26 protein-coding genes are annotated in these 24,764 nt (G+C 58.4%); 10 read left to right on the top strand and 16 right to left on the bottom strand.

The genetic code is table 11. The features are described 5' to 3' along the window. Positions 1–133: 133 nt before the first annotated feature. The 8 genes from IFT84_RS01020 to IFT84_RS00985 all read right to left on the bottom strand — a co-directional run bounded on the left by IFT84_RS01020 (position 134) and on the right by IFT84_RS00985 (position 5,178). Entirely contained in the window at positions 134–1,069 is a 936-nt protein-coding gene (locus IFT84_RS01020; RefSeq protein ID WP_192116786.1) for an NUDIX hydrolase, read from the bottom strand. Further along, positions 1,066–1,593, bottom strand: a complete 528-nt coding sequence (locus IFT84_RS01015; protein ID WP_192116785.1) for a tyrosine phosphatase family protein — start codon at positions 1,591–1,593, stop codon at positions 1,066–1,068. Before IFT84_RS01015 ends, IFT84_RS01020 begins: the two co-directional genes overlap by 4 nt. Next, the gene (locus tag IFT84_RS01010) at positions 1,586–2,212 is read right to left on the bottom strand and encodes a YfbR-like 5'-deoxynucleotidase (protein ID WP_192116784.1); all 627 of its coding nucleotides are present in this window, start codon (positions 2,210–2,212) and stop codon (positions 1,586–1,588) included. Before IFT84_RS01010 ends, IFT84_RS01015 begins: the two co-directional genes overlap by 8 nt. Next, positions 2,212–3,063: a CAF17-like 4Fe-4S cluster assembly/insertion protein YgfZ gene (gene ygfZ / locus IFT84_RS01005; RefSeq protein ID WP_192116783.1), complete on the bottom strand. Its 852-nt coding sequence runs from the start codon at positions 3,061–3,063 to the stop codon at positions 2,212–2,214. The genes IFT84_RS01010 and ygfZ overlap by 1 nt, the downstream gene beginning before the upstream one ends. 70 nt (positions 3,064–3,133) lie before the next feature. Then, positions 3,134–3,835, bottom strand: a complete 702-nt coding sequence (locus IFT84_RS01000; protein ID WP_192116782.1) for a hypothetical protein — start codon at positions 3,833–3,835, stop codon at positions 3,134–3,136. An 86-nt stretch (positions 3,836–3,921) separates the two neighbouring features. Continuing rightward, positions 3,922–4,191 carry a hypothetical protein gene (locus IFT84_RS00995; RefSeq protein ID WP_192116781.1) on the bottom strand — a complete coding sequence of 90 codons (270 nt, stop codon included), beginning with the start codon at positions 4,189–4,191 and terminating at the stop codon, positions 3,922–3,924. A gap of 172 nt (positions 4,192–4,363) precedes the next feature. Continuing rightward, on the bottom strand, positions 4,364–4,768 hold the full coding sequence (locus IFT84_RS00990) for a TIGR02301 family protein (RefSeq protein WP_192116780.1): 405 nt from the start codon (positions 4,766–4,768) through the stop codon (positions 4,364–4,366). Continuing rightward, a complete protein-coding gene (locus IFT84_RS00985; protein ID WP_192116779.1) occupies positions 4,765–5,178 on the bottom strand; it encodes an NUDIX hydrolase in 414 nt (137 codons plus the stop codon). Before IFT84_RS00985 ends, IFT84_RS00990 begins: the two co-directional genes overlap by 4 nt. A 165-nt stretch (positions 5,179–5,343) precedes the next feature. On the opposite strand from IFT84_RS00985, the gene IFT84_RS00980 reads away from it, so the two are divergent. Beyond that, a complete protein-coding gene (locus tag IFT84_RS00980) occupies positions 5,344–6,075 on the top strand; it encodes an SOS response-associated peptidase (protein ID WP_192116778.1) in 732 nt (243 codons plus the stop codon). Positions 6,076–6,190: 115 nt separating this feature from the next. Here the strand turns inward: IFT84_RS00980 and IFT84_RS00975 are convergent, their stop codons facing one another. Next, positions 6,191–6,334: a hypothetical protein gene (locus IFT84_RS00975; RefSeq protein ID WP_192117614.1), complete on the bottom strand. Its 144-nt coding sequence runs from the start codon at positions 6,332–6,334 to the stop codon at positions 6,191–6,193. Positions 6,335–6,692: 358 nt separating this feature from the next. On the opposite strand from IFT84_RS00975, the gene cysS reads away from it, so the two are divergent. The 4 genes from cysS (at position 6,693) to rarD (ending at position 10,613) form a co-directional block, all read left to right on the top strand. Next, on the top strand, positions 6,693–8,102 hold the full coding sequence (gene cysS / locus IFT84_RS00970; RefSeq protein ID WP_192117544.1) for a cysteine--tRNA ligase: 1,410 nt from the start codon (positions 6,693–6,695) through the stop codon (positions 8,100–8,102). After that, positions 8,099–8,563 (top strand): GFA family protein, encoded by a 465-nt coding sequence (locus IFT84_RS00965; RefSeq protein WP_192116777.1) that lies wholly within the window; start codon positions 8,099–8,101, stop codon positions 8,561–8,563. The genes cysS and IFT84_RS00965 overlap by 4 nt, the downstream gene beginning before the upstream one ends. 42 nt (positions 8,564–8,605) lie before the next feature. Continuing rightward, on the top strand, positions 8,606–9,565 hold the full coding sequence (pip, locus tag IFT84_RS00960; protein ID WP_192116776.1) for a prolyl aminopeptidase: 960 nt from the start codon (positions 8,606–8,608) through the stop codon (positions 9,563–9,565). A 100-nt stretch (positions 9,566–9,665) separates the two neighbouring features. Next, the gene (gene rarD, locus IFT84_RS00955) at positions 9,666–10,613 is read left to right on the top strand and encodes an EamA family transporter RarD (protein ID WP_192116775.1); all 948 of its coding nucleotides are present in this window, start codon (positions 9,666–9,668) and stop codon (positions 10,611–10,613) included. On the opposite strand, the gene IFT84_RS00950 is transcribed toward rarD, so the two are convergent. Further along, positions 10,597–11,214: an LOG family protein gene (locus tag IFT84_RS00950; RefSeq protein ID WP_192116774.1), complete on the bottom strand. Its 618-nt coding sequence runs from the start codon at positions 11,212–11,214 to the stop codon at positions 10,597–10,599. The two genes, rarD and IFT84_RS00950, sit on opposite strands and share 17 nt — an antisense overlap. A 177-nt stretch (positions 11,215–11,391) precedes the next feature. Here IFT84_RS00950 and IFT84_RS00945 point away from each other — a divergent pair, with 177 nt between their 5' ends. The 4 genes from IFT84_RS00945 to pssA all read left to right on the top strand — a co-directional run bounded on the left by IFT84_RS00945 (position 11,392) and on the right by pssA (position 16,863). Further along, complete coding sequence (locus IFT84_RS00945; RefSeq protein ID WP_192117543.1) at positions 11,392–13,071, top strand: LysM peptidoglycan-binding domain-containing protein; 1,680 nt, start codon at positions 11,392–11,394, stop codon at positions 13,069–13,071. A 132-nt stretch (positions 13,072–13,203) separates the two neighbouring features. Next, positions 13,204–15,090 (top strand): ABCB family ABC transporter ATP-binding protein/permease, encoded by a 1,887-nt coding sequence (locus tag IFT84_RS00940; RefSeq protein ID WP_192116773.1) that lies wholly within the window; start codon positions 13,204–13,206, stop codon positions 15,088–15,090. Between the two features lie 157 nt (positions 15,091–15,247). After that, complete coding sequence (locus tag IFT84_RS00935) at positions 15,248–15,946, top strand: phosphatidylserine decarboxylase (protein ID WP_192116772.1); 699 nt, start codon at positions 15,248–15,250, stop codon at positions 15,944–15,946. A 38-nt stretch (positions 15,947–15,984) separates the two neighbouring features. Beyond that, complete coding sequence (pssA, locus tag IFT84_RS00930; protein ID WP_192116771.1) at positions 15,985–16,863, top strand: CDP-diacylglycerol--serine O-phosphatidyltransferase; 879 nt, start codon at positions 15,985–15,987, stop codon at positions 16,861–16,863. A 57-nt stretch (positions 16,864–16,920) separates the two neighbouring features. Here pssA and IFT84_RS00925 read toward each other — a convergent pair whose 3' ends face one another. From IFT84_RS00925 to IFT84_RS00900, 6 genes are all read right to left on the bottom strand, one after another. After that, complete coding sequence (locus tag IFT84_RS00925) at positions 16,921–17,661, bottom strand: SDR family NAD(P)-dependent oxidoreductase (protein ID WP_192116770.1); 741 nt, start codon at positions 17,659–17,661, stop codon at positions 16,921–16,923. A gap of 3 nt (positions 17,662–17,664) precedes the next feature. Further along, entirely contained in the window at positions 17,665–19,155 is a 1,491-nt protein-coding gene (gene purF, locus IFT84_RS00920; RefSeq protein WP_192116769.1) for an amidophosphoribosyltransferase, read from the bottom strand. A gap of 110 nt (positions 19,156–19,265) precedes the next feature. Beyond that, the gene (locus IFT84_RS00915; protein WP_192116768.1) at positions 19,266–19,856 is read right to left on the bottom strand and encodes a CvpA family protein; all 591 of its coding nucleotides are present in this window, start codon (positions 19,854–19,856) and stop codon (positions 19,266–19,268) included. 39 nt (positions 19,857–19,895) lie between these two features. Continuing rightward, on the bottom strand, positions 19,896–21,296 hold the full coding sequence (gene radA / locus IFT84_RS00910; RefSeq protein ID WP_192116767.1) for a DNA repair protein RadA: 1,401 nt from the start codon (positions 21,294–21,296) through the stop codon (positions 19,896–19,898). A 26-nt stretch (positions 21,297–21,322) separates the two neighbouring features. Continuing rightward, the gene (gene alr, locus IFT84_RS00905) at positions 21,323–22,435 is read right to left on the bottom strand and encodes an alanine racemase (RefSeq protein WP_192116766.1); all 1,113 of its coding nucleotides are present in this window, start codon (positions 22,433–22,435) and stop codon (positions 21,323–21,325) included. 6 nt (positions 22,436–22,441) lie between these two features. Further along, positions 22,442–23,941: a replicative DNA helicase gene (locus IFT84_RS00900; RefSeq protein ID WP_192116765.1), complete on the bottom strand. Its 1,500-nt coding sequence runs from the start codon at positions 23,939–23,941 to the stop codon at positions 22,442–22,444. A gap of 260 nt (positions 23,942–24,201) precedes the next feature. Here IFT84_RS00900 and IFT84_RS00895 point away from each other — a divergent pair, with 260 nt between their 5' ends. After that, positions 24,202–24,660, top strand: coding sequence for a MarR family winged helix-turn-helix transcriptional regulator (locus IFT84_RS00895; RefSeq protein WP_192116764.1), 459 nt, complete (start codon positions 24,202–24,204; stop codon positions 24,658–24,660). Positions 24,661–24,764: the final 104 nt, after the last annotated feature.

Raw genomic sequence — 24,764 nt, 5'->3', positions numbered from 1 at the left:
AAAGTCTGCCTTGTAATCGTTCGGTTCAACTGTTCAATGTGGTTCTGTTTTCGCATATCGTTTCACAAAACCGCTGCACACTTTTGTGCAATATGCTTAAATGGGGCTGGGTTGTTCCACGTCAAGGTAAACCTCAGGTTGAAGACCGCCCACCCATTTTGATGCCGGGGGCGGGCCGCTCATCCAGTATCTGGCTGCGAAACCGGAACAGTGCAGCCGGTCTGCCGCCTGTCGCCGTACTGGAAACGCCCGTGGGCTCCACCAGTTCAGCACCCTCCACCAGCCGCCGGAAATTCTGCTTGTGCAGGTGGCGGCCAGAGATGGCTTCCACGGTGGTTTGCAAGTCGGTCAGCGTAAAATCGGGTGGCATCAGCTCGAAGATCACCGGGCGATATTTGATTTTGCCCCTGAGACGCGCAATAGCGGTGGCCAGAATCCGGCGATGGTCGTGACACATGGCCACGCCTGCCATGGCAGCGGAGCGCACCCGGGCGGCACCGTCCGTGACGGCTTCTTCGACCAGCCCTGCCTCATACAAAAGTTCGTAGCGCTCCAGCACCCGTTCTTCGTCCCATGGAAAATCATCAAGACCAAAGGCCAGCCGGAGGCGGGCATGGCGCTGGCCCCGGTCGTGCCTCGCCCATTCCGTCAAGGCGGGCAGAATGGTGCGGTCCAGACTGGCCGGGCGGCCATCCCGCCAATCTTCCCATGGCAGATACGTGTACCAGTCGCGCCAGCTATCGGTCGTTTCCATGGCGCGGGTCAAAGCGAGATAGCCAACGGAGACCATGTGGATACCGTCTTCCGTGGCCAGACGCTGGCGTCCGCGATCGCCGAAGGTGTAAAGCTGCTCGATATAACCGAGCTTCAAAGCGGTTTGTGCCTCTACACGGGCCCGGACACTGGCTTCAAACGTGCGGTGCACGGCGGGGTCGAAAGGGCCGAACGGCAAGCTGGCCAGTGCGTGGGGTTTGCCATCTTCCGGCATGACCAGCAATCGCGGCGATGGGCCTGCGACCGAAACGATGACGGCATTCAAGCCGATTTCAAAGGTGAACGCCGTCGTCATGCGGCCTCGCCAAAAGCGCTGAACGAAAAATAGCCGTCTCCTTGATAGTCGCGCCCACGGCCAATTCCCTCGACCGCGGCAATCAATCGCCCCTGCCGGGAGAGAAGGTCGTCGGCAATCTCGATCAGCCGTGCATTGGGCGTGGCAAATGGTGCGGCCTTGCGCAGGCGTTTGGCAAGTTGATCATCGTCCTGCTCCGGTTGTATCGCCAGCGCGCAGATCATTGCCGCCGCTGGTGAGCGTGATACACCCATCCAGCAGTGCACCAGCAGAGGCGCGGTGCGATCCCATGTAAGGGCAAACTCAATCAGGCGCTCCACATGGTCGCGGCCGGGTGCAATCAGGATTTGATGGCGGGCAACGGCGATGTCGTTCATATCCAGAACGAGATGGCGATGGCCTGCAACCACGGCAGGCCTGTGAAAGCTTTGGCCTTTCGCCAGCAGGCTGATCATCTCGCTGGATTTGTGGCGAACCGCAGCTTCGGCAATGTGCGACAGGGACGATACGACAATCTCAGCCATTGGAAGACCCACCGCGTTCGGCTTCCAGTTCGGCAAAGCGGGCACAGAACTGGCGCTGTGCTTCCTTCGTCGGCAGTGGGGTCAGGCCCAGCATGTCGCGGGTGATGCCACGCGGTTGGCCGAAAATCTTTCGCCCTTCTTCCAGCGAAAACCCGGCCAGAGCCGTGGCTTCAAAATAAGCAGCAATCTGGTCGGCTTTCTTGATCCGGTCCTTGAGTTCCGCCGCAGGTGTCGCGGGCAGGCCGAAACGCAGGAAAATTGCGCTTTCCAGGCGGTGCTCGACCGATTTGTACCCGCCACCGACAACCGATTTGAACGGTGAAATCATATCGCCGATCACATATTCGGGCGCATCATGCAGCAGCGCCATCAGACAGTCCTCCGGGGCGTTCGCATCCGGTGAACTGGCGGGTAGTCGCCTGAAAATGGCTTCTACCACCAGCGAATGCTGCGCAACGGAAAAGGCGTGGTCGCCTTCCGTCTGTCCGTTCCAGCGGGCTACCCGCGCCAGCCCGTGGGCGATATCGGACAGTTCCACATCCAGCGGAGAAGGGTTCAGCAAATCCAGCCTGCGGCCGGACAGCATCCGTTGCCATGCGCGCGGTTCCGGGGCGGGCATCAGGCGAGGGTCTCCTGACCGGTTGCAGGTTCCGTTGCCGGAAAGGACAGACCGGACCATGCGGGGAGGGTGACGGTGAGGGTAGTCTCGCCTGCCTGTATCGCCTGACCGGCAGCCATGGCATCGGCAACCTTATCCAGCCGCAGGATGGCCACGCCATCGCGCCCGCTTGTGCCACCCAGTGTGCCGATGCTGCGCCCGTTGACAGTGATGTCCGTGCCGGGCGCGGGAAGCGCGGAATCGCCGGTGACCTGCACCACGCGGCGTCTGGCCGTGCCGCGATGCTGCATGCGCGACACCACTTCCTGACCGACATAGCAGCCCTTGCGGAACGAAAGCCCGTCATTCAGGTCCAGCAACACATCGTGTGGAAACGCATCCTGAAGCGCGTAATCGAAGGGAGATTCAACAATGCCGTGGAGAACCCGCAAGGCGTGGTAGGCTGCTTCATCTGTCCTGCCTGCTTGTCCATAGTGCCGGTAGAGCGACACTCCGGCTTTTTCAAACCGGCTGTCGCGATAGCCGTCTTCGTTCCCGTCATCCCAGGTGACGGTGACGGCTGACGGGTTTTCGGTTTGAAAGGTCACGGCGGCGCGCAGCTTGTAGAGCAACAGGCGTTTGGCCAGCGCGTCGATCTGCGCGCTCGCGGTCTCGATTCGGAACCCATCGGCTTGCCGCGTGATCATGAAGTCGAACAGAATCTTGCCCTGCGGCGTCAGCAGGGCACCCGGCCGTGCGTCATTTGCCCCAAGTGTTTTCACATCCGTGGTAATCAGGGCTTGCAGAAAGGTTTCCGCGTCTGCTCCGGTCACGGATAGGACCGCACGATCAGTGAGGGTAACGCTTGGCATCGATCATATCCTGTTCAAGTGTTGGAAACAGGTAATACGTCCAAACCCTGTCAGCAAGTGTGGGAAAAACTCAATCGCCGGCCACGAAGAACTTCCACTGCCCATCCGGCGTGATGCCGGTGCGGTAGAAGTTGTAATTGCCGAATTCCTGCATTCCTAGATAGTCCCCGGCGGTCACGAGCCGCAGAAGGTCCACCTTTTCAGGCGGGGTCAGCGTGTTCAACGCTTTTTCGCTGAAATAGGGCCAGACATACATTTCCTCCGGTGTGCCAGCGCCAATGTGCGCGTAGCCCGTGGACAGAACATCAATCAAAATCGCCATGATCTCGATACCGTCGGGATCACCGGACAGGCCTTTCAGCGTCTCTGCCGGATTGTCACCGGCGTCGCTTCCGCCAACTTGCGTCTGCGTAGGACCCTTGCCCAAAAGTGGCGTCAGCCTGGAAATATCACCCGTGCGGGCGGCCTCGATCATCAGTTCCCGCATACGGCTGACTGGCGCGGGCAGCTTGGATATGTCGTTGGAGATCTCTACCGGGCCGTCTGGCGTATCGTCCTGTTTGTCCCCCGTCTCTGCTGCCGGTTCGTCCTTCGGCTGCGCTTTGTTGATCAGCGGATCGGGCAGGGGAAGCTGTGTGGGTGCGGTTTCTGTCTGCGGCTCGCTCGAGTCGTCAGAAGGCGCATCGCCGGGAATCGTTTTCAGTTCGCTCAACGCAATAACATTGCTTCCAGCGCTCAGTGCAAATGCGGACGTGGCATCAGGGCCTGCCATTGCGACACATAAACCCGTGGCGCACATAAGCGTGCGCAAGACGCTGGAAAGACCACGATGTCCGACAGGCTTCTGCATGATGTTCGTTACTGCAAACTGCGTTCAGGGGAAAATTCACCGGCCAGCATGCGCTCGCGCAGTTCGTTGAGCATAGCTTCGGCACCGTCTTCGCCGTGCAGGCGAATGGTTTCGCGCATGGCAAGTGCGATAGCCGCATCTGCTATGATCTCAGGCTCGATCCCATCAGCCATGCCATCGGCCCATGCTTCGTTCTGATGCTCCATAGCCACCTGCATTTTTTCATGCACGATCATGTCGTCGATATCGTTGAGGCTGGGTTCCATCATTCGTTCCATGCTGGCTTCTCGTCCTTGACCTTAAGATTCAGACCTTAGCAGCCTTTTGCGCCAACAGCACGGGTTGCCGGTGAAACTTATGAATTTATCGTTAACGTATGAGCCATTGTACTCTTTGCGTCAAATAATCAATTTTGAGGTCAATTCAATGTGATAGGCTGAATTGCAGGAATTAATTGCCAAACCGGGCTGTAATTTCGGAAACCAGTGTTGCGCCCTTGGCACGGTAGGCTTCCTCCACCGCGATGGCAGCGGGCGTGCACGCGGTGTAAACGGACGCAAAAGCGCGATATCCCCGGTTGAAACTTGCGGTCAGCCGTGCCTTGCGCTCCTCCTCGTTTGCCGTTTCACCGTTGAGAAGGTCCTGCATGGACTGCCGCCAGTCTGGACCCGCGGCCTGCTTGCACAGGGTTCTGAGATAATGCACGGAGCCCAGGATTTCCGAGAGGCGTCCAAGCTGCTCGTCATAGGGGGCTGATTGTTGCGGCGGCGTGACAATAGCCAGTTGGGCCTGAACGGGAGAGCACAGACAGGCACAGGCAGTGACCGAAGCCAAAAGGGTATCAAAAGGCTTCATCGGCGCGCCTCCAGCTTTTCCACGCAGACGCGAACGCTGTCAGGAATCGGCAGGGCGTAGACTTCCTCTGCTGTAAACCAGCCGAGTTCACCCGCATCATCCCCGGCCACAGCAATACTGTCTGCATCAGCTTCTACGGTAAAGACGGAGAGGAAGAAGTGGCTCGCCAAAGTGCCATCGGCATTGCGCGTCTGCAGATCATAGGTTTCAAACAGGGTCGGGCTGTGCGCCACAATGCCTGTTTCCTCAAAAAATTCCCGCAGGGCCGTCTGTTCCGGGCTTTCGCCCGGCTCCGCCCGCCCGCCCGGAAAGGCATACATATGTTGCGAGGGAGGGTTGCTGCGCAGCACCAGCAGATAGCGACCATCCCTTATGAGAACAGCGGATGATGCAGCTTTGGGTAGGGACATAGGCACTCCGGAGTTTACCAAAGCGTGTCGCGATCTTTCAGATTCAATCTACACGCTTTCAGTCTTTATCTTATCGCATGCCATCATTGCAAAACCGCTGCACACTTTTGCGCGGGCCATGCTTCGGCGGTTGACCGAACTTTAGCAAAAGTGCCAGAATGAAGCATGTGTGGACGCTTCTCTTTGACGGCTTCGCCGCAACAGCTCAAGGATCATTTCGATCTGGTTGACCTTGATGGTTTTCCCGAACGATACAACATCGCACCCACCCAGCCTATCCTGATCATCGCATCGGGCGAGGGGCAGGGACCCGGCAGCAATGTCGCAAATCGGCGTGCACTTCTGGTGCGCTGGGGTTTTACGCCCGGCTGGGTCAAGGACCCCAGAGACTTTCCTCTGCTCATCAATGCGCGCTGCGAATCGGCAATCGAGAAGGCGTCGTTCAAGGCGGCTATGCGCCACCGCCGCGTGCTGGTGCCCGCCTCCGGTTTTTATGAATGGCGACCGAGCGACAGGCAGCCCTACTGGATCAGCCCGCAAGCGGGCGGGATCGTTGCTTTCGCCGGGGTGATGGAAACGTGGAGTTCTGCCGACGGCTCGGAGCTGGATACCGGCGCCATTCTGACAGTTAAGGCCAACGCCACGCTTCGCGCCATTCATGAGCGTATGCCGGTTGTGATTGCGCCCGGGGATTACGAGCGTTGGCTGGACTGTAAGACACAGGAGCCGCGCGATGTGATCGACCTGATGAAGCCCGCCCCTGATGATGACTTCACCGCCGTACCGGTATCGGAACTTGTCAATGCTGTGCAAAATGTCGGGCCGCAATTGCAGCAACCGATCGAACTCAAGCCGCCGCCACCGCCGCCACCGCCCGCGCAGATGAGCTTGTTCTGAACCTGTGAAGTCTGCTCGCGTTCTCTGTCGGGAAGACCCGCCGCATGGCGAGTTCTGGATGGTTTGATCGTGCTTGATCTGGCGCTGCTGGCCGCAAGCTGGCGGTTACGCTTTTTTAGATCGTCGACGTCGCAGCCTTGGCCGGCAGCGGCTTGGCTTTCAGGTGCAGGGCAGCGGCCACAACGGCCTTGATGCCGACAGGACGATACTTGGAAATGAGGTCGGCATTTGTCATTTCGGGCTTCTTCGGGGCGGTCACTGTCGTCTCCATCGTTGGTGCGGGTGGCTCCTCCGGCCCGCTGCAGGATGATCCATGATGTGCTAAAGTGACAAAACAGAGGCAGGGATAAGGCCTCTGCGTGGCCGTATATGTTGAGTGATCGATTGTTGCAGAAATGTCATAACTATACCCCCGCTTGACCGCTCACCAGGCGCACGCAATAAAGCGCCAAATCGATTGCTGCATAAATTCATTCTGAAATCGAAATCGATTTGAGCATGAATTTATGCAGCCACTTTAATATGTACAGCGACCTTGGCGCGTCATACGTGACGCGCGGCGCTGTAATGATCACCCGCGCGGGTGATGAGGAGACCTGACGATGGGTGACGTGACGATGGGTGCCGTGGAGAGGGTTCAAAGGCCAGACCTGAAATTCTACAATACTCTGACCCGTCAGAAGGATGTGTTTCAGCCGCTGGATGCCACAAACGTCCGCATGTACGTGTGTGGCCCAACCGTCTATGACTTTGCACATATCGGAAATGCCCGCCCGGTTATCGTTTTTGACGTGCTTTATCGTCTGTTGCGCCATGTCTATGGCGAGACCCATGTGACATACGCCCGCAATATCACCGACGTGGATGACAAGATCAACGCCCGGGCGCTGCGCGACTATCCGGGCCTTGCGCTGAATGATGCGATCCGTGCGGTGACGGAGAAAACCGAAAAGCAGTTTCTGAACGACGCAACTGAGCTCGGCTGCCTGGAGCCGACCGTCCAGCCGCGTGCCACCGACAACATCACCCAGATGATTGCCATGATCGAGCGGCTGATTGCCAACGGCCATGCCTATGAGACCGAGGGCGAGGTGCTGTTCGACACCCGCTCCATGGCCGATTACGGGCAGCTGTCGAAGCGCAATCTGGATGAGCAACAGGCCGGTGCCCGTGTGGCAGTGGATGCCCACAAGAAACACGCTGGTGATTTCGTGCTGTGGAAAATGTCGGCCCCGCATGAGCCGGGCTGGCCTTCGCCATGGGGCGAAAAGGGTCGCCCCGGCTGGCATATCGAATGCTCGGCCATGAGCCAGCGCTATCTCGGTGATACATTCGATATCCATGGTGGTGGGCTGGACTTGATTTTCCCGCACCATGAAAACGAACTGGCACAATCACGCTGCGCCCACGGTACGCCCATGATGGCGAAGGTCTGGATGCACAATGGTTTCGTGCAGGTGGAAGGCCGCAAGATGTCGAAGTCCGAAGGCAACTTCGTCACGATTTTCGATCTTCTGGAAACGGAGGCCTTTGGAGGCCGCAAGTGGCCCGGCATGGTTCTGCGGCTTGCCATGTTGATGACGCACTACCGGGAACCGATTGATTTTTCCGTCAAGCGGCTGGAAGAGGCCGAACGGCTGCTGGCAAAATGGCCGTTGACGGATGCTGCCGGTGGCAAACCGGACGATGCCATCCTCTCGGCTTTGGCGGACGATCTCAACACCGTGGCAGCTGTGCAGGCCATTCATACTCTTGCGCAGAAAGCGGCTGGAAACCCCGAGCTTCTGGCGGATTTCGTCGCCAGCGCGGAACTACTGGGGCTGACCCTGGCGCCTGTCGAGGTGGACGACGCCATGGCCGATGATGTGGACCGGCAGGTGGCGCAGCGGTTGGAATTTCTGAAAGCCAAAGACTTTGCCAGCGCGGATGCCATCCGCAACGCACTTGCGGAAGCTGGCATTCAGTTGAAAGATGGCAAGGACGCGTCGACCGGTGACCGCATCACCACATGGGAGATCAAGCGATGACGCAGGGTTATGAGGGCGTTTACACGGGCGGTTGCCAGTGTGGCGCGGTGCGCTTTGCCGTACAGGGACGCCCGAATGACAGCTCAATTTGCCATTGCCGCATGTGTCAGAAAGCGTTTGGCGCTTATTACGCGCCGCTGGTCAGCGTGCGTGGCCATGACTTTCAGTGGACCCGGGGTGAGCCAAAGCGGTTCGCCTCATCCAACCATGTCAAACGCGGCTTCTGCTCCGATTGCGGCACACCTCTGACCTATGAAGCACCCGATGGCGTTGCCGTTGCCGCTGGCGCTTTCGATGATCCCGCGGCATTGCCGCCTGTTATACAGTACGGTCTGGAAGGTAAAATTGCCTTTGTCGATACGCTGCATACCCTCAAGGCCAAGAGAACCGAAGAGGACGACGGCGCAGGTGACTTTCTCCACACAATCGTCAGCTACCAGCACCCGGACCACGATACGTGAGGCTGGCCTTGACTTTTTGTAGGCTTCAATAGGACCAATAGCATGAACCAGCCGCTGCGCACACTGTATCCCGAAATCGAACCTTACGCCTCCGGTCATCTCGACGTTGGCGATGGTCATCTTGTGTATTGGGAGCGGGTCGGCACGCCCGGCGGTAAACCGGCAGTATTTCTGCATGGCGGACCGGGTGGCGGGTGCTCGGCCCAACATCGCCGCCTGTTTGACCCCAACTGCTACGATGTGCTGCTCTTCGATCAGCGCGGGTGCGGGCGCTCCAAACCCCATGCCAATCTGGACGCCAATACGACCTGGCATCTGGTGGCGGATATCGAACGGCTCCGTCAAATGACAGGCGTCGAGTCCTGGCTGGTGTTTGGCGGGTCCTGGGGTTCCACACTGGCGCTGGCCTATGCGCAGACGCATCCCGACCGGGTGAGTGCGCTCATTCTGCGCGGCATCTACATGCTGACGCAGGCGGAAATGGACTGGTACTATCAGTTCGGTGTGTCCGAAATGTTTCCTGATAAATGGGAGCGGTTTCTCGCGCCCATACCGGCGGACGAGCGCCACAATATGGTGTCTGCCTATAACCGTCGCCTGACAGGCAGTGACCGGGCGGAGCAGCTTGCCGCCGCCCATGCGTGGAGCCTTTGGGAGGGTGAAACGATCACCCTGCTGCCGGAGCCGGACTTAAGCGAGGCTTTTGCCAACCCGGAGTTTGCGCTGGCATTTGCGCGCATTGAAAACCATTTCTTCTTCAACAAAGGGTGGCTGGAAGAGGGACAGTTGCTGCGCGATGCCCATCGTTTAAGCGGCATTCCGGGCGTTATCATTCATGGTCGCTATGATATGCCGTGCCCGGCGCGGTTTGCCTGGGCGCTGCACAAGGCATGGCCCATGGCAGAGTTTCACCTCATCGAGGGGGCAGGACATGCGTATTCGGAACCGGGCATTCTGGATCGCCTGATCCGCGCAACCGACCAGTTTGCGCCTGAAATCTGAGTGATTCGCGCTATTCACAGAATGAATTGGTCCATTCACGGCTGTTGCGCTAGAGCATTTCAGTGAAAGCGGCAACGCTATTTAAGGAAAAGCCTGCGCTATGAGCCAATCGCCTGCCGTACCATTGAAGCCAACCGGCGATACCCCGCGCGGTCTCATTCTCGCATCGGCTGCCTATGTCATGTGGGGCTTTCTGCCGCTGTTCATGAAGGCACTGGCCCATATTCCCGCACCCGAAGTGGTGGCGCATCGTATCATCTGGTCGCTGCCGCTGGCCGGGCTTGTGCTGCTGGTGACCGGGCGGTTTGCTGACATTAAGGCCGCGCTTGTCTCACCGCGAACACTGGCAATGGCGGTGCTGACGGCAACGCTGATCACGCTCAACTGGAGCATTTACGTTTGGGCGATCTCGGCTGACCGCGCTCTGGAGGCCGCACTTGGCTATTATATCAACCCGCTGATCAGCGTGTTTCTCGGCTCCGTGCTGCTGAAGGAAAAGCTGCAGAAATCGCAGATTGCTGCAATTGCCCTGGCATCAGTTGCCGTTGGTGTTCTGGCGGTGGATGCCGGTGGGCTTCCCTGGGTTTCAATCAGCCTTGCCCTGACCTGGGCGTTTTATGCTTTCTTTCGCAAGACCTTACCCGTTGGCCCAAATCAGGGTTTCTTTCTGGAGGTGTTGCTGCTGAGCCTGCCTGCGCTCGGCTATATCCTGTATCTGGAAAGTTCCGGCCAGGGACACTTCCTGACGGATGGCGGGGCCAATGTCAGCTGGCTGTTGTTTACCGGAGTTGTGACAGCCGTACCGCTGATCGTTTATGCCAATGGTGCCAAGCTGCTGCGCCTGTCCACCATCGGCATCCTGCAATATATCGCGCCGACAATGATCTTCCTGACGGCAGTGTTCGTCTTTCACGAGCCGTTCGGAACGGCCAAGATGATTGCCTTCCCGCTGATCTGGCTGGCACTGATCGTGTATTCCAGCTCCATGATTTCAAGCCTGCGCGCGCGCCGCGCGCAGGCTGCCGTTGAGGCTAGAGCCGTGAAATAATTCCGGCATGACCTTCACGGTCTTGCGGATCGCCGAGGCCAAGAAGGGCAGGGACGATATCCTGCGGTTGGTCGATGACCAGCGGCTGCACCAGATGACCGGTGTGAATGAAGCCCTGATCGCGCATGTGGCGCACCAGTTCCAACATCGGGTCCCAGAACCCGTTGATATTGGCGAACACAATCGGCTTGCGGTGCCGGCCAAGCTGGCCCCATGTCATGATCTCGACGATTTCTTCCAATGTGCCAATGCCACCCGGAAGTGTAACGAATGCGTCGGAACGCTCAAACATTGTGTGTTTGCGCTGATGCATGTCAGAGGTTACAATCAATTCGTTGAGGGTGGTGAGTTTGCTGCGGGTGGCTTCCATATCCATCAGGAATTCCGGGATGATGCCAGTAACCTGCCCGCCATGCTTGAGCACGCCGCTGGCAACAGCGCCCATAATGCCTTTGGTGCCGCCGCCATAGACGAGGCGAAGCCCGTGCTCGGCGATGGATTTGCCGAGCAACCGCCCGGCTTCCATATGATCTGGGTCTGTGCCGGGCTGAGAGCCGCAGTATACGCACACGGAGCGAATCGTATCATTTTCTTTTTGCATTCGCGCAGGAGACAGATACGAGCATAAAGCGTCAAGAAAAATGCGATAAACTCTGTTGACGAAGGGTGCGCACAAGGAGACGCTTGTGGAACACCGCTAAAATCGCTAGCAATTTTGAAGGGGTGCCGGGGGCGGCACCCGCATCATTGCTGATAACGCAATGCCTTGGAGTAGAGTATCATGAGGAACAAAGCTGTATGGCTCGCGCTCGCGGTGTTGGCATTGGCGACCATGTTAATGGTGTTCTTCGTCATGCCGAACATCAATGCCGTAAAGCCGAGCGAAACCTCGTCGGCTGCACTGCCTCTCGCACAAACGACGGCGACACAGCCACAACCGACCGCTCCGTCCACGGGTGATGCTCCAGCCGCTCCGGCGCAAACAGCCACGCCACAGCAACCGGAGACTGCCGCAAAGCCTGAGACGGACAACAAACCCGGCTTTGATATCGTCCGCGTCGAGCCGGATGGCTCCGCAGTCATCGCGGGTCATGGCACGCCCCTGTCCCGTATGGATATCATGCAGGGTGATCGCGTCGTTGCCACGGCCGAAATCGGCGCAGGTGGGGACTTTGCGGCCGTTCTGGACCAGCCGCTTGCGCCCGGCGACTACCAGTTAAGCCTGCGTGAAACGAGCAAGAGCGGAGAGGCGACGCGGTCGCAAGAGGTTGCGACGGTTTCAGTGCCGGAGAAAGGCAAAGGCGACCTGCTGGCGATGGTCTCCAAACCCGGCGAGGCCAGCCGGGTGGTAACAGCGCCTGCTGCGCAGGACGTATCATCGCAACCACAGCAACCATTGCCGCAGCCAGCGCCGACATCCGAGGCTACGGCACCGTCTCCGGTAGAGAACGAAGCACCGGTGCGTGTGACTGCTGTGGAGATCGAAGGTTCCAAAATATTCATCGCCGGGCAGGCAACGCCCGGATCGGTCGTTCGCATCTACGCGGATAAAAAGCTTGTCGGTGAAACCAAAGTGGGGCCGGAAGGTCGTTTTGTGGTGGATGGCGAGCAGGTTCTTTCCGTTGGAAACCACGTTATTCGTGCGGATGTGATGAGCAAGGACGGGAGCCGTGCTGAATTCAGGGCATCCGTTCCGTTCAACCGGCCGGAAGGCGAGCAGATGGCTGTTGTGGCGCAGCCAGAATTGGGCGTGGCGCAGCCAGATGCCAAGGACCGGGCGTCCGCTCCTCCCATGCAGCTTGTGGCCGGTGGTTCGTTCGATCGGCTGCGCAACGAGGCCGCGAAGGCGTTTGGACTGCTGAAGGCTCTGTTTGCGAACGGCAAGATGCCGGATGCGGAAGCACTGGCCGCTGCCCGTTCCGCCAACGAAATTGCCTTGGGCTCGCTTGCCTCCATGCGTTTGCCGGATGACGCCGACCCGCCGGCAAAGGCCATTATTGCGCGCACGGCGCAGGGCGCACAAAAGGCGCTTATTCTGTTGAAAGGCCTGCCTGCAGATGCCGCCAGTGTGGCAGCAGCACTTCCTAAAATTGAAGATGCCATCGCGCTCGCTCTCAACCCTCGCAGTGAGGACACCACGCTGGAGGCAACGCAAACGGCGCCCGCAAATGCAACGCCAGCGCCAACGGAAGCGAATACGGGCGTGGCAACCGTGGTGCAAGCGCCGCTGAAACAAAGCGATTCCTCCGTTATCATTCGCAAGGGCGATACGCTGTGGCAGATCTCCCGCCGTGTCTACGGTGCAGGGGTACGCTACACCACGATTTACCTTGCCAATGAAAACCTGATTTCCGACCCGGACAGAATTCTGCCGGGTCAGGTCTTTGGCGTGCCGACCGATGCACTGCCGGACGCCGAAAAGCGCCATCGGGAGCGGATGAAACATTCTCGGAGCTAACGCTTTGGCTGCATTTCGGGGGCGGGATTAAATCCCGCTTCCTTGCACCGCGCACATTCGGCCCTATCTATACCCTCATGCGGCGTCCCCTCCGGACGCCGCATTTTTTCGCATGATATTGGAGAACCGGTCTTGGCGACCAAACAGAAGACGGTGTCCGCCGACGCCAGCAATCCCTTTCGCACCATCATCAATCTCTGGCCCTATATGTGGCCATCAGACCGCGCCGATCTCAAAATGCGCGTGGTCTGGGCAACGGTGTTTCTTCTGTTGTCCAAACTGGTCTTGCTGCTCGTTCCCTACTTCTTCAAATGGGCGACCGACGCGCTGAACGGCAAAACCGATGCGGTTGCACTTTTGCCCACGTTCCTGCTCGGCGCTGTCATGCTGGTGCTGGCCTATAATTTCGCACGGCTGTTACAAGCGGGTCTGAACCAGCTACGCGATGCGCTGTTTGCACGGGTCGGGCAACATGCGGTGCGCCAGCTTGCGTATCGCACCTTCGTGCATATGCACCGGTTGTCACTGCGATTTCATCTGGAGCGGCGCACGGGTGGTCTTTCGCGCATCATCGAACGCGGCACGAAGGGCATCGAGACGATTGTCCGGTTCACGATCCTCAACAGTGTTCCCACGCTCGTCGAATTTCTGTTGACGGCAATCGTGTTCTGGTGGGGCTACGGCTTCAGCTATCTGGTGGTTACAGCTTTGACCGTATGGGTCTATATCTGGTTTACCATCCGGGCCAGCGATTGGCGCATCGGCATCCGTCGCGCCATGAACGACAGCGACACGGAAGCCAATACCAAGGCCATCGATTCGCTATTGAACTTCGAGACGGTGAAATATTTCGGCAACGAAGACATGGAGGCGAAGCGTTTCGACAGTTCCATGGAGCGCTACGAGAAGGCCGCAACCGATGTCTGGACATCGCTAGGCTGGCTTAACTTCGGTCAGGCCGTCATTTTCGGGATTGGCAGCGCTATCATGATGGTTATGTCAGCGCTGGCGGTTCAACGCGGCGAGCAATCGATTGGCGATTTCGTCTTTATCAACGCCATGCTCATGCAGCTTTCGGTGCCATTGAATTTCATAGGATTTGTGTATCGCGAAATCCGGCAGGGGCTGACGGACATCGAGCAGATGTTCGACCTGCTCGAAGTTCAGGCCGAAGTGCAGGACAAACCGGGCGCTCCCGATCTGGAGATTCGCCAGGGCGCGATTTCGTTTCGCGATGTGCACTTTGCCTATGATCCCGCGCGGCCTATTCTCAAGGGCATCTCGTTTGACGTTCCAGCCGGCAAAACCATTGCCGTCGTCGGTCCATCGGGCGCAGGCAAATCCACACTCTCGCGTCTGCTCTATCGTTTCTACGATGTGCAGCAGGGGTCCATTACCATCGATGGGCAGGATGTACGGGCGGTGACGCAGAAAAGCCTGCGAACCGCAATTGGCATGGTGCCGCAAGATACGGTTTTGTTCAACGACACGATTGCCTACAACATTCGCTATGGCAGACCCTCGGCGTCCGACGAGGATGTGCGCATCGCAGCCGATGCGGCACAAATTACCGATTTCATCGGCAAACTGCCCGATGGGTTTCAGTCCATGGTGGGTGAGCGCGGCCTGAAACTGTCCGGTGGCGAAAAACAGCGGGTGGCAATTGCCCGCACCATTCTTAAATCGCCGCCGATCCTGATTCTGGATGAGGCAACATCCGCGCTCGATACGGGCACCGAGCAGGAAATTCAGGCGGCGCTGGATGTGGTGTCGCGCAACCGCACAACGCTCGTCATTGCGCATCGTCTGTCCACGGTCATTTCAGCGGACGAAATTCTGGTGCTGAAGGACGGGGAAATTGCCGAGCGCGGAAATCATCAGGCACTCATTGCATCAAACGGCCTCTACGCCACCATGTGGAGCCGCCAGCGCGAGGCGACGCAGGCCGAAGAGCAGTTGAAAAAAGCCCGCGAAGCCGACGATATGGGCATCGTCACGCGTCTGCCCGCGGCGCATTAGGTCTTTGATTGTCGCATGGCCCGAACGCAAAACCGCTTCACACTTTTGCCGGGCCTTGCTCAAAGTTTGATCAACGTTGCCCGCAGCGTGTTTTACCTGTAGGTCATAAGGAAAAGCGTTGTAAAACGCCCGGTAAAGTAACAGGAGAAAGCGCTCTATGAGCCTCGTCAAAACCATCCGTCAAACGCTGGTTCCAATCCATAAGCAGGGTTACCCCTTTATCGCCATCTTCTTTGTGATGTCGCTGCTGCTGGGATTGTTGTGGGAACCGTTGATGTGGCTTGGCTTTGTGCTGACCGCCTGGTGCGCCTACTTTTTCCGTGATCCGCAACGTCTGACGCCGTTGGATGATGATCTGGTGATCAGCCCTGCCGATGGCCGCGTATCCTCCATTACAAAGTTGACGCCGCCGGAGGAACTGGGTCTGGGCAGCGAGCCGATGTTACGCATCTCCGTGTTCATGAATGTGTTCAACTGCCACGTCAACCGCGCGCCCATGCGCGGTCGCGTTGCACGCATTGCCTACCGCAAGGGCCAGTTCGTCAATGCCGAGCTCGACAAGGCCAGCCATGACAATGAGCGCAACGGACTGGTGATCGACACGGCCCAGGGCGAAATCGGGGTGGTGCAGATTGCCGGCCTGGTCGCACGGCGCATCGTCTGCTGGACCAGTCACGGTGCCAGCTTGCAAGCGGGCGAGCGTTTCGGCCTTATCCGTTTCGGCTCACGGCTGGACGTGTTTTTGCCAGCCGGTGCGCAGGCGCGTGTCAGCCTTGGCCAGACGGCTATCGCCGGTGAGACTGTGCTTGCTGAGTTTGGTTCCGCAAAAGGCCCCACCATCGGCCGCCGCGATTAATGCCATCGGATCGCCACGACAGGAAGATACCCAAGCCCATGGAAACACCGTTCCACGCATTTGAGCCTAATGGTCCAGAAAATGGGGGTCCAGATAATGGGGGTTCCAATAATGAGGCGAGAGGGCCTCGTCTGCGCGAAATTCCGCTTCGGCTGATTATCCCTAATCTCATTACCATTCTGGCGATTTGCGCAGGCCTGTCGGGCATCCGTCTGGCGTTTGAAAACCGCATCGAGCTTGCAGTTGCCATGGTGCTGCTGGCCGCCTTTCTTGATGGGATCGATGGGCGCATTGCTCGTCTGTTGAAAGCCACATCAAAGTTCGGCGCGCAGATGGATTCGCTGGCCGATATCGTCAATTTTGGCGTTGCGCCTGCGCTGGTGCTCTATGTGTCGGTGCTGGATCAGGCCCGGTCCGTCGGTTGGATTGCGGCACTGATCTATGTCATTGCCGCCGGTCTGCGGCTTGCGCGCTTCAACGTCATGTCGGATCGCGAAGTAAAAGCCGCCTGGCAGTCGGAATACTTTGTCGGCGTTCCCGCGCCCGCCGGCGCCATGCTGGTGCTTCTCCCGGTCTATCTCAACCTTCTTGGCGTCGCGCCAGATCGCTTGGTGGGGTTCATTTCAGCAGGTTACACGGCACTGATCGGCTTTTTGCTCATCAGCCGCTTGCCGGTATGGTCTGGCAAGTCTGAGGGCAACCGCATTCGTCGCGACCTCGTGCTGCCGGTCATGCTCGGCGTCGTGCTCTATGTCGCAACCCTGATGGCCTATTCGTGGGAAACGCTGGTTGTTACCGCCATCGGCTATCTCTCGACATTGCCCTTCGGCGCGCGGGCCTGGCAGAAGAAATACGGCACTTGGTCAGCCCATCATGGTGATGATGGACTGACGGACCGGGATGGTCCTGTGGTTTGAATGCGACAAATAACGAACTAGAGCATTTCCAGTGAACCCGCGTTCACCGGAAGTGTTTTAGTCTGGTAACCGGTAGTCAACCAGCCGGTTTTCTTTGACGATAAACAGCTTGCCGGTTTCCGTCATCTGCGCGGAGACGAGCGGCAAAAGCTTTTCCGCCACTTCTGAGGGATGTTGAACGGTTTGCGGGTCTTCCCCCGGTATCGCCTGCGCGCGCATGGCCGTGCGGGTACCGCCGGGATCGACGCTGACAATGCGCAGTGGCGTGCGCTGCGTTTCCGCTGCCCATGTGCGAGCCAGTGCCTCGACGGCTGCCTTGGAGGCGGAATAGGGACCCCAGAACGGCTTGCATTTGTGCGCAGCGCTCGATGACAGGATGACGGCCCGTCCGGCATCGGATTTCATCAACAGTGGCTCCACGGAGCGAATCAGACGCCACGTGGCCGTTACGTTGATGGTCATGACTTTTTCAAAGACTTTGGCCTCGAAATGCCCGATGGGCGAAATGCCGCCGAGAACACCGGCATTGGCCACCAGAATATCGAGCTTGCCCCAGCGCTCGAAAATCGATGCACCCAACCGATCGATTGCATTCATATCGGCCAGATCGAACGGCACCAGCGTGGCATCGCCGCCGACAGCCTTGATGGCATCATCCAGCTCTTCCAGTCCGCCAACGGTGCGGGCGCAGGCAATGACATGCGCGCCCTGCCGCGCCAGAGCCAGCGCTGTGAAATAGCCGATGCCGCGTGATGCGCCGGTGACGAGTGCGATACGGTCTTTCAAAGGCAGTGTCATGCGTTAACCGTTGCTTGCGAGCATGGAGAGCTGGCGAACATTGTTGACGCTATCCTGATCCAGTAAGCGTGTCGGGTAATCACCTGTAAAATAATGGTCGGTAAATTGCGGCTGCGCATTGTTGCGTGGGCTCCCGCCCACGGCGCGGTAAAGGCCATCAATTGTCAGAAACGCCAGCGAGTCAGCACCGATGAATTCGCACATCGCCGACAGGTCGGCATACTGATTGGCGAGCAATTTTTCAGCGTCCGGTGTATCGATCCCGTAGAAATCGGGATGGTAGATCATCGGGCTGGCAACGCGGATGTGAACTTCCTTAGCACCGGCATCACGGATCATCTGCACGATTTTCACAGATGTCGTGCCGCGAACAATGGAGTCATCCACCAGTACCACGCGCTTGCCTTCAATCACGGCGCGGTTGGCCGAATGCTTGAGCTTGACGCCAAAGGCGCGAATGGACTGTGTTGGCTCAATGAATGTGCGGCCGACGTAATGGTTGCGAATAATACCGAGTTCAAAAGGAATACCGCTGGCCTGCGCAAAGCCGATGGCGGCAGGTGTGCCACCGTCTGGAACGGGCACGACCACATCGGCTTCCAGCGGCGCTTCCTGTGCGAGATTGATGCCCATATTCTTGCGGGCGGTGTAAACGTTGCGACCGCTGACCACCGAGTCCGGCCGTGCAAAATAGACATATTCAAACAAGCAGATGCGTTCAGGCTGCGGCTGGCTGGCCTTGAACACTTCTGTGCTGATGGAGCCATCCGGCTGGATTTCACAAATCACCACTTCGCCGTTTTCGATATCGCGGACGAATTTCGCGCCGATAATATCCAGCGCACAGGTCTCGGAGGCAAAAATCGGCTTCCCATCCAGTTCACCCATGACAAGGGGACGGATGCCGATGGGGTCGCGGGCCGCGATCAGCTTGGTGCGTGTCATCGCCAGCATCGAGTACCCGCCTTCGACCTGACGAATGGCGTCAATAAAACGGTCGCTGGATGACGCATGTTTGGAGCGGGCGAAAAGATGCAGCACGACTTCCGTATCGGAGGTGGACTGGCAGATCGCACCATCGGCAATCAACTGGCGGCGCAGGGTGAGGCCATTGGTAAAGTTGCCATTGTGGGCAATCGCGATGCCACCCACTTCCAGTTCGGCAAACAGCGGTTGCACGTTGCGAAGAATGGTTTCGCCGGTCGTGGAATAGCGAACATGGCCAATAGCCATGGAGCCCGGCAACTGTGCCAGCATTGTGGGGTTGGTATAGTGATCGCCGACCAGACCCATGCGTCGTTCGGAATAGAACCGCCGTCCGTCATACGACACGATACCGGCAGCTTCCTGCCCGCGATGCTGAAGGGCGTGCAGACCGAGCGCCGTCAGCGCCGCTGCATCCGGGTGCCCCAGAATACCGAACACGCCACATTCCTCATGCAGCGTGTCCCCATCCAGAACATCGTCGAGATCGCAGGTATGCAAATGGGTCATCGATTTAGCCTTCGCTGAAAGACAGTCGGTTTCTGCCTTACTTCAAAACGTATAAAACGAAAAGCCGCGTTCCTGTCACGCGGCTCTTTGTATACTCCAAAGACCGGCCCTCAAGGGCTGGTCGTCGTTGGCGCTTCGGCGGGCGCTGGCTCGGTGGCCGGTGCTGCCTCGCTGTCGTCGGACGTGTCCTTGCCGCTCAAACGGTCCAGAATTGTGGCATCCACATTTTCCGGCAGCAGAGCAATCAACCGCGCACCCAGATTGTCCAGCAGCGGCTTCGACTTTGCCTGTGTAATCCATATGGGCTGCTGCTGCGGCGTTACAAGCCAGTTGAAGAACAACATGGCGACAACGACCAGCAGTATACCGCGTGCCGCACCGAAAACAAAGCCGAGTGTGCGATCCAGCGCGCCGATGCGGCTATCGATGATGAAATCAGCGATCCGCATGGTGATGAAGGAAATCACGATCAGCGCGATGATGAAGATGACGCCTGCGGAGCCGGCCATGGCCACAGTTTCACTGGTCGTGTACTGGCGGGCGTAAGGCAGAAGCAGCGGGTGCAGGTAGTAGGCGGCAACGGCAGCACCGATCCAGCTTGCGACCGACAGCACCTCACGCGAAAAACCACGCACCATTGCCAGCACCGCTGAAAACAGCGCCACACCCAGAATGATACCATCGAGAATAGTGATTGGCATTGTACCTCTGCTCCAGGAGCGGTTCAGGCTAAACTAGCCTTAATCTTCCTCAGCCTGTTTCAGGGCTCCACGCGAACCGGCAATGCGCGCCACCAGATCCGGCAGGCTCTCAATCTCACTCCATTTGCCCGATGATCCCTTTGGAAGATCGACCGAACCGGATGGAAGAACAGCCTGCGAAAATCCCAGCTTCTCGGCTTCCTTGAGACGCTGGCCTGTGTGCGCAACCGGCCGGACAGCGCCCGACAAACTGACTTCGCCGAAATAGACGCAATCGGCGGGAAGGGCAAGCCCGGCAAGCGAGGAAACCAGTGCGGAAGCAACAGCCAAATCCGCAGCAGGTTCGGTAATGCGATATCCACCGGCAATGTTGAGATAGACATCATGCCCGCCGAGACGCACGCCACAATGGGCCTCCAGTACGGCGAGGATCATCGACAGACGCGCGGAATCCCAGCCGACAATGGCGCGCCGCGGCGTGCCGAGCGATGTCGGGGCCACCAGCGCCTGCACCTCCACCAGCACGGGCCGTGTTCCCTCCATGCCGGCAAAAACGGCAGCGCCGGGCGCTTTTTCGTTGCGCTCACCCAGAAACAACTCGGACGGGTTGACCACCTCGCGCAGGCCCTTGTCGGACATTTCAAACACGCCGATCTCGTCCGTGGGGCCGAAGCGGTTTTTGACCGTGCGCAGGATGCGATAGTGGTGACCCCGGTCGCCTTCGAAGTAGAGAACGGCATCGACCATATGCTCCACCACACGGGGACCAGCAATCTGCCCGTCCTTGGTCACGTGGCCAACCAGAACCATCGCCGCACCCGTTTGCTTGGCAAAGCGGATCATTGCCTGAACGCCGGTGCGCACCTGCGTGACCGTTCCCGGCGCGGAATCAACGACATCGCTCCACAGTGTCTGGATCGAATCGATAATGGCGATATCGGGCCGCTTGCCTTCGGCCAGCGTCGCCAGAATATCCTCCACATTGGTTTCGGCCGCCAGCAGCACATCCGTATCGGCAGCACCCAGACGTTGGGCGCGCAAACGCACCTGCGCCACGGCTTCTTCGCCGGATACGTAGATGACGCGATGGCCTTGCCGCGACAAAGCCGCTGCCGCCTGCATCAAGACCGTGGATTTGCCAATGCCCGGATCGCCGCCCACCAGGACGGCAGAGCCACGCACAAAGCCGCCGCCGGTCACGCGATCCAGCTCCGATATGCCGGTTTCGATCCGGGGTGCTTCCTCGATTTCACCGGACAGTAAGGTGAGGGCGACAGGACGACCTTTTTTCGGTGTCTTCCCCGGCCCACCACCAATGCCGCCCATCGGGTCTTCTTCGACAATGGTGTTCCACTGCCCGCATCCATCGCACTTGCCGACCCAGCGCGTGTAAACGGTTCCGCAATTCTGGCAGACGAACTGAGTCTTGGCTTTAGCCATATTACTGATTTTTCCTGAGAATGGTCTTATCCGCCTATGTAATGCCGAACGTAGCGTTTCCCAAGGCTGGTCAGCAACTCGTAGCCAATCGTGCCGCCTGCGCGGGCCACATCGTCAAGCGCAATGGCGTTGCCGAACAATTCGATATAATCGCCCGCCGTCACAGCCGTTTCCGGCAGATCGGAAACATCGAACAGGCTGAGATCCATCGTCACGCGGCCAAGGTGGGGAACGCGTGTGCCATGGAGAAAACCGAACGCGCCGGATGGCGCAGCCTGTCGCACAGTCACCCCGGCACCGGACACGGAGCGATGATACCCATCGGCATAGCCAACCGTTACCGTGGCGATACGGGTGTCGCGCGCAAGCGTGGCACTCGCCCCATAGCTGGCGGTATCACCCGCCAGAGCGGAGCGTATCTGAATGATGCGCGCCTCTGCCTTCACCACCGGTTTCATGGGATTGGCCGCGTCATTCACGGCTTCGCCGCCATAGACGGCAATACCCGGCCGCGTCAGGTCAAAATGGAAATCGTCGCCCTGAAACACACCTGCGGAATTGGCAAGGCTTGCCTCGGCATCCGGAAACAGAGCTGCGGCTTGCCGGAACCGGCTCAACTGCGATGCATTCAATGGGTGCCCCGGCTCATCCCCACAGGCGAGATGGCTCATCACGACGAGCGGGGAGGGCGCGTCGCTGGCGGCCACTTGCCGAGCTTCCTGAAGTGACAGACCCAGCCGATTCATGCCGGTATCCACATGCAGAGCATAGGGCAGCCATCCTGCCTGACGCACGACCTCCAATTGCTCGACGGAATTGATGACGGGGATCAGCCCATGCTGTTGGAACGCCTTTTCATGCCCCGGCCAAAGACCCGCAAGAATATAAATGCGCACATCCGCCAGAATGCCACGCAGTTCGATGCCTTCTTCCATGCTGGCTACGAAAAAATCGCGTGCACCGGCGCTGGCAAGTGCCCGTGCCACCGGCTCGACCCCCAGCCCATAGGCATTGGCCTTGACGACGGCACTGGTGCGGGCCTTGCCGGAAAGCTGTCGCATCCGCAGCCAGTTGTCCTTGAGTGCTGAAAGATCAATGGTCAGCCGATTGGACGCGGTGGAAAAGAGATCGGTCTGCATTCTGCCTCAGTGCTCATATTGCGTGAAAGACGGATCGGCGAGATCGGTGAAGCGCGTGAACTCTGCCTGGAAGGCAAGTTTGACGGTGCCTGTGGGTCCGTGGCGCTGCTTAGCGATAATGACGTCGGCGGTGCCTTTAACCTTGTCGAACAAAGCTTCCCATTCCGCGTATTTGGGATCGTGCTCATCACGCGGCTCCAGATTCTTCACATAGTATTCCTCGCGGAACACGAACAACACCACGTCGGCGTCCTGCTCGATAGAGCCGGATTCACGAAGGTCTGACAGTTGCGGGCGCTTGTCTTCGCGGCTTTCCACCTGACGGGAGAGCTGTGACAGCGCGATGATCGGCACGTTCAGCTCCTTGCCCAGCGCCTTCAGGCCAGTGGTAATCTGGGTGATTTCCTGCACGCGGTTATCGCTGGATTTACCGGAGCCCGTCATCAACTGAATATAGTCCACCACCAGCACATCCAGCCCGCGCTGGCGCTTGAGGCGGCGGGCGCGCGCCGATAGCTGGGCAATGGAAATACCACCCGTCTGGTCAATGTACAGCGGGACTTTCTGCATCATCTGCGAGCAGGCAACGAGCTTTTCGAAATCCACCTCGGTAATGTCACCACGACGGATTTTGGAGGATGACACTTCGGTCTGCTCGGAAATGATACGGGTTGCCAGCTGTTCGGACGACATTTCCAGCGAGTAGAACCCGACGACACCGCCATTCTTGGCTTTCGTTGAACCATCGGCCTGAATTTCGCCCTCGTACGCGGCAGCGATATTATAGGCGATGTTTGTAGCAAGCGAGGTTTTGCCCATGCCGGGACGCCCCGCCAGCACGATCAGGTCGGAGCGCTGCAAGCCGCCCATGCGCGCATCCAGCGAGGTGATACCGCTGGAAATACCGGACAAATGTCCGTCGCGCTCAAAAGCCTGTCCCGCCATATCGATGGCCAGCGCCACGGCATCGTTGAACGCCTGAAACCCGCCATCGTAGCGGCCGGTTTCGGCCAGTTCGAACAACCGGCGTTCAGCATCCTCGATCTGGTTTTGCGGCGGCATGTCGAGCGGCGCATCATAGGCGATATTGACCATATCCTCGCCGATGGTGATCAGCGAACGGCGCAGCGCCAGATCGTAAATGGCGCGGCCATAATCTTCCGCATTGATGATGGAGACCGCTTCGGAGGCCAGACGCGCCATATACTGCGCGACGGTCATATCGCCGATCTTCATGTCATCGGGCAGGAAGGTCTTGATCGTCACGGGATGGGCGATCTTGCCCATGCGGATGATGTCGCCAGCGACCTCGAAGATTTTTCGATGCAAGGGCTCGAAAAGATGCACCGGTTTCAGAAAGTCCGACACCCGGTAGAACGCATCGTTGTTGACCAGAATAGCACCCAGCAGCGCCTGCTCTGCCTCAAGGTTGTTGGGCGCTTCGCGGTGAGATGCCTCGGCCTGCTCTCGCCCGGCTGTCGCCAATCTGCGCTGTACCTCGTTCATGGTGTGAGTCTCCGCGTAAAGTCCTGGTCGCTTTCGTTTCGGCTCTCTTTGCGCTCGGGTCAACATTTTTTGAGCATCGCCGGACAATGCTGTCAACTTGTTCGACCCAATCACAGGCAAAGGCGAACGTGCTCAAAATTGTGCAGGATCACGACAGTTTCGGTTGACGCGCTGTCAACCGATTGACGGCTCTTGAAATTCGTCAGGCAGACGGTTAAGTAGTGCCATAATAGTTAGTGCACTATCGAAAAGAGATGTTTATGCAGACCGCTCTTCGGGCTCATTTTTTTGACGAGGTCAATATCGGCAATCGCAAGCTTCGCGCTTTGTTTGATGCGCGCGTGAAGGAAAAGGGGCTGACGCTTCCGCGTGTGCGCGCTTTGCTGACATTGGCGCGACATTCTGATTCAGGACAAATGGCGACCATCAACCAGCGGGCGCTGGCGGAAGAAATGGAACTGGAAACACCCACTGTCGTTCGGCTGCTGGATGGCATGGAGCGGCAGGGCTTCATTGAGCGACGGACAGAACCGAATGACCGGCGGGCAAAACAGGTGGTCTTGACGGACCTTGGCCATACTCTGGCGGCAGAAATCCGAACGCTGGTCGATGATCTGCGCTCAGAGCTTCTGTCCGATATTGACGAGGCCGATATTGCCGTCGCGCTCAAGGTGTTTCGGACCATGTCCGTGAAAATTCAAAGCTTGAGTGCAAGGTAATGTCGACACACGCAAAAGCCGATCAACCCGGCCTCAATCTGGATGCGGAAACGCCGCTGGATATAGCGCCGCCTGAAAACAATGCGGACGCACCGGCGTCTGAA

The organism is Rhizobium sp. CFBP 8762 (assembly GCF_014841565.1).
In the GTDB taxonomy this organism is placed as follows: Bacteria; Pseudomonadota; Alphaproteobacteria; order Rhizobiales; family Rhizobiaceae; genus CFBP-8762.
Note: the sequence above shows the minus strand (reverse complement) of the source record. Positions and strands in the feature narration are given on the sequence as shown.